This window comes from Xanthomonas sp. SHU 199, from assembly GCF_000364665.1.
In the GTDB taxonomy this organism is placed as follows: Bacteria; Pseudomonadota; Gammaproteobacteria; order Xanthomonadales; family Xanthomonadaceae; genus Xanthomonas_A; species Xanthomonas_A sontii.
The window spans coordinates 1-4,216 of the sequence record NZ_AQOI01000347.1 but is presented as its reverse complement, the minus strand read 5'-3'; the positions used below and the strand labels follow the sequence as shown (position 1 = coordinate 4,216).

The following is a 4,216-nucleotide window of genomic DNA, read 5'->3' as shown; positions in this document are numbered from 1 at the left end:
TGGCGGTGCCCGAGCAGCATCCGCTGGCGCGGCGGCCGACCCCGCTGACCATGGACGAACTGCACGCGCAACGCCTGCTGCTGCTCGAGGACGGGCATTGCCTGCGCGACCAGGCGCTGGACGTGTGCCACCTGTCCGGCGCGCTGGAGAAGGCCGAGTTCCAGGCCACCAGCCTGGAGACGCTGCGGCAGATGGTCGCCGCCAACGTCGGCGTGACCCTGCTGCCGCTGCTGGCGGTGCAGCCGCCGGTGGCCAATCCGCCGAACCTGCGCCTGCTCCCGTTCGCGCCCGACGGCGGGCCGAGCCGGCGCATCGCCATGCTGTGGCGGCGCAGTTCGGCGATGGGCGCGTTCCTGCAGCAACTGGCGCACCTGTTCGGTGCGCTGCCCGAGGAGCTGTTCACGCTGCCGGCGCAGGCATCGCTGCCGGACCAGGCGCCGCGCCAGGTGGCCTGAACAGGCCGACCGGCCGCGACGTCGCATCGGCGCCGGCTTGCTTGCACAATGGGAACGGGGGCGGCGCGGTGCCGCCTCCGTTCGTTGTGCCATCCAACCGGAGCCTGTCCATGACCTCGCAACACCACAGCGGCCTGCCGCCCTCGTTGATCGTCTCCAGCCGCGACCTCGCGCGCCTGGAAGCCCTGCTCGACTCCCCTGCCTTGCACCAGCACCCGGCCGCGCAAGCGCTGGGCGCAGAACTCGACCGCGCCACCGTGATGGCGCCCGACCAGATTCCCCCCGGCATCGTCACCATGCATTCCCGCGTGGAGTGCGAAGACGAACTGCACGGCGAACGCCATCAGCTGACCCTGGTGTATCCGCACGAAGCCGATGCCGCGCATGCGCGCATCTCGGTGCTGGCCCCGGTCGGTAGCGCCCTGCTCGGCCTGGCCGTGGGCCAGTCGATCGACTGGCAGGCGCCCGGCGGACGCCCGCTGCGCCTGCGCGTGACCGCGGTGCGGCGCGCCGACGACGACAATGCGCGCGCGGCGCGTTAACGTGCGCGGCCCTATCCTTGTTCCCACTCGTTCCCGAGAGATACCGATGACCTCTTCCGCCCCCTCCAAGCTCGCCCAGTTGCGCGAGTTGTCCGTGGTCGTGGCCGATACCGGCGACTACGACGCGATCAAGCGGCTCAAGCCGGTGGACTGCACCACCAACCCGACCCTGGTGAAGAAGGCGCTGGACCTGCCGGTCTATGCCGACCTGATCGACGAGGCACTGGCCTGGGCGCGCGGCCAGGACGGCGACCACACCGCCCTGGTCGACGAGATCGCCGACCGCCTGACCATCGGCGTCGGCGCCAAGCTCAGCGCGCTTGTGCCCGGCCGCGTGTCCACCGAGGTGGACGCCGACCTGGCCCACGACACCGCCGCCACCATCGCCAAGGCGCACAAGTTCATCGCCATGTACGCCGAGCGCGGCATCCCCAAGGACCGGATCCTGATCAAGGTCGCCGCGACCTGGGAAGGCATCGAGGCGGCGCGGCAGCTGCAGCGCGACGGCATCGACTGCAACCTGACCCTGATCTTCAACCGCACCCAGGCCCTGGCCTGCGCCGAGGCCGGCGTGTTCCTGATCTCGCCGTTCGTCGGCCGCATCCTCGACTGGTACGTGGCCAAGGGCCAGACCCCGGCGACCATCGACGAGGACCCGGGTGTGCAGTTCGTGCGCGGCGTGTACGACGAGTTCAAGCGCCGCGGTTCGCAGACCGTGGTCATGGGCGCCTCGTTCCGTTCCACCGCGCAGATCGAGGCGCTGGCCGGCTGCGACCGCCTGACCATCTCGCCGGACCTGCTGGAGAAGCTCGACGCCGACCACGGCCCGCTGCCGCGCAAGCTCTCGCCCGGCCAGGCCGACGGCGCCAAGATCGAGCCGATCGACGCCAAGCGCTTCACCGCCGACCTGGCCGCCGACCCGATGGCCACCGAAAAGCTGGCCGGCGGCATCGACACCTTCGCCAAGGACCTGCAGACCCTGCGCGACACGATCCGGCACAAGCTGGTCGGCTGAGTGGTGCAGCCCCAAGCGCGGCGATGCCGCGCTTGGGGTGCGGGAATGGAGAAACGGGAATGGGGAATCGGGAAAAGCGAGTCCCCGTCTCTCTGCGTCTCCCGATCGATTCGATGACGTCTGCATGCGGTCGCCCTGCGCGAGCGCGAAGGCGCACGCCCCCACGAACGCCGAAAACAGACGTAGGCGCGGCGCACATCACCTGCGGCGCTTTCGACACCGCGTTGGCGCGACCACAACTTTTCCCAGGCTATGCTGCGCGCCCGAGTGCAGAGGCAAGGCAATGGCGACGATCGCAGTGGTGATGGTGGACGGCGTGGCGGACTGGGAGATCGGCACCATCCTGCCGGCAGCGCGGGCCTGGTTCGGCGACACGATCCAGATCGCCAGCATCGACGGCAAGCCCATCACCTCGATCGGCGGGCTGGAGCTGCACCCCACCTATGCGCTGTCGGACCTGGCGCCATTGGACGCCGACCTGTGGCTGCTGCCCGGCAGCGACCGCTGGCAGGCCGGCGAGATTCCAGGACTGAGCGCACTGCTGCTGCAGCGTCTGGAGGCTGGCCGCGGCGTGGCGGCGATCTGTGGGGCGACCCTGGCGCTGGCCTACGCCGGCCTGCTCGATAGCCGCCCGCACACCAGCAATTCCGAAGCCTTCCTGCGCGAGCACGCCGGCGTCTACGCCGGCAGCGCGCATTACCAGGAGCGCCGCGTGGTCAGCGCCGGCGGCCTGATCACCGCCCCCGGCACCAGCCCGGTCAGTTTCGCCGAGGAATGCCTGCGCCTGCTGCACCCCGAACGCGAGGAGCAGATCACGCAGATGCGGCAGATGTTCGCGGCCGAGTTCGTGTAGCGCGACCAGTGCCACCTGTCATGCAGACGGCGGTGGCGCCGCATGACTACACTTGTCGCCACTCCCTGCAGTTCGCCATTGACGGCTACGCGCAGCGTCGCGATCGACCCTTGGCGGGCGTGACGTAACGGCGCTCACGCACACCAGCGCGCCGGCAGGGTGCTTTCACGGCCTGGACAGGAGAGAGTGCATGCGCGGATGGATGGCGCGTTATTTGTTTTCGCTGGCGCTGGCCGCCGCCAGCGCCACCGGCATGGCCGCCACACCGGCACCGACGCGGGTCGCGATCCTGGGCGTGGAGCACGCGGGGCAACTGGTTTCCGAACGCGACCAGCCGGGCGTGCTCGCGGCGTTCCTGGAGCAACTCGCGCCGGACGCGATCTGTATCGAACGCCCGCCAGAGCAGGCGGCGCGCGGCGATTACTACGAATACACCTACGAGGTGCAGGGCGTGATCCTGCCGTACGCCGCGGCGCATCCCGTCGCCCTCTGTCCGATCGACTGGATGCCGCCGGTGGAGGACGCCAGACTGGGCTTCGGCGTGGACCTGGACACGCCGCTGGAACTGCGCCGCGAACAGGGCTTCCAGGGCTTCCTGTCGTTCCCCGACAAGGCCGCCCTGCAGCGCGACTTCTTCGCGGCGGATGCGGCCGAGAACGTGGCCGCGGTGCGGAAGTGGGCGCAAACCCCGGCGCCGCGCGCCGACCAGGACCTGCCGCGGCGCCTGTATCTGTACCGCACCTTCCTGCAGGCCCAGCGCATCCGCGCCGCGGCACTGGCGCACCCGGGCAAGACCGTGCTGGTCGTGGTGGGCTATTTCCACAAACCGGACCTAGAGGCGATCCTCGCGCACGACCCGGCGATCGCGCTGGTACAGCCGTCGACGCTGGGGCGCCCCACTGCGGACGCGGTCGCGCGCGCCACCACCGCGACGCAGCGCGCGGCGATCCTCGCCTTCAACCTGCTCGGCACCCAGGCCGAGACCGGCAACGTCGATTGGGCGTGGATGGGCCGCGTCCTGGAGGCGTACGCGGCCGAGGCGCCGGCCGCCGAAACGGCGCTGTTGCAGACGCGCCTGGCGCTGCTGAGCGGCCGCATTGCACCGGCCGAAGCGCGGCGGCGCTACGCACGGCTCGCCGAGGACACGCCGGTCGAACTAGCGTTCGGCTGGACCGGCGTGCAGGACCGCACACGCGTGGATTCCTTCTTCGATCCCTTCGGCAACCTGACGGTGCGCCAGCGCGCGACGCTGGAACTGGCGCGGACCGACTACGCGCTCGGCCGCAGCCGCGACGGCGACGCGACGATCGAACGGCTCAAGGCCGAGCTGTCGCCACGCAAGGCGCTGCAG

The 4,216-nt window shown here is 70.5% G+C and carries 5 protein-coding genes; all 5 read left to right on the top strand.

The window, feature by feature from the left end:
• Positions 1 to 455: LysR substrate-binding domain-containing protein (locus tag D183_RS24570; protein ID WP_017909221.1), on the top strand; the 455-nt coding region annotated here is incomplete at its 5' end.
• Positions 456 to 565: 110 nt separating this feature from the next.
• Positions 566 to 997 carry a nucleoside diphosphate kinase regulator gene (rnk, locus tag D183_RS0112085; RefSeq protein WP_017909220.1) on the top strand — a complete coding sequence of 144 codons (432 nt, stop codon included), beginning with the start codon at positions 566 to 568 and terminating at the stop codon, positions 995 to 997.
• Between the two features lie 46 nt (positions 998 to 1,043).
• Positions 1,044 to 2,012 carry a transaldolase gene (tal, locus tag D183_RS0112080; RefSeq protein ID WP_017909219.1) on the top strand — a complete coding sequence of 323 codons (969 nt, stop codon included), beginning with the start codon at positions 1,044 to 1,046 and terminating at the stop codon, positions 2,010 to 2,012.
• Positions 2,013 to 2,295: 283 nt separating this feature from the next.
• Positions 2,296 to 2,865 carry a type 1 glutamine amidotransferase family protein gene (locus tag D183_RS0112075; RefSeq protein WP_017909218.1) on the top strand — a complete coding sequence of 190 codons (570 nt, stop codon included), beginning with the start codon at positions 2,296 to 2,298 and terminating at the stop codon, positions 2,863 to 2,865.
• Positions 2,866 to 3,055: 190 nt separating this feature from the next.
• A partial coding sequence (locus tag D183_RS24565; protein WP_039727334.1) for a hypothetical protein occupies positions 3,056 to 4,216 on the top strand: 1,161 nt, incomplete at its 3' end.

Bases quoted from the DNA above. Each gene is read 5' to 3' on its own strand.
- rnk (WP_017909220.1), top strand. From the start codon at position 566: ATGACCTCGCAACACCACAGCGGCCTGCCGCCCTCGTTGATCGTCTCC.
- tal (WP_017909219.1), top strand. From the start codon at position 1,044: ATGACCTCTTCCGCCCCCTCCAAGCTCGCCCAGTTGCGCGAGTTGTCC.
- D183_RS0112075 (WP_017909218.1), top strand. From the start codon at position 2,296: ATGGCGACGATCGCAGTGGTGATGGTGGACGGCGTGGCGGACTGGGAG.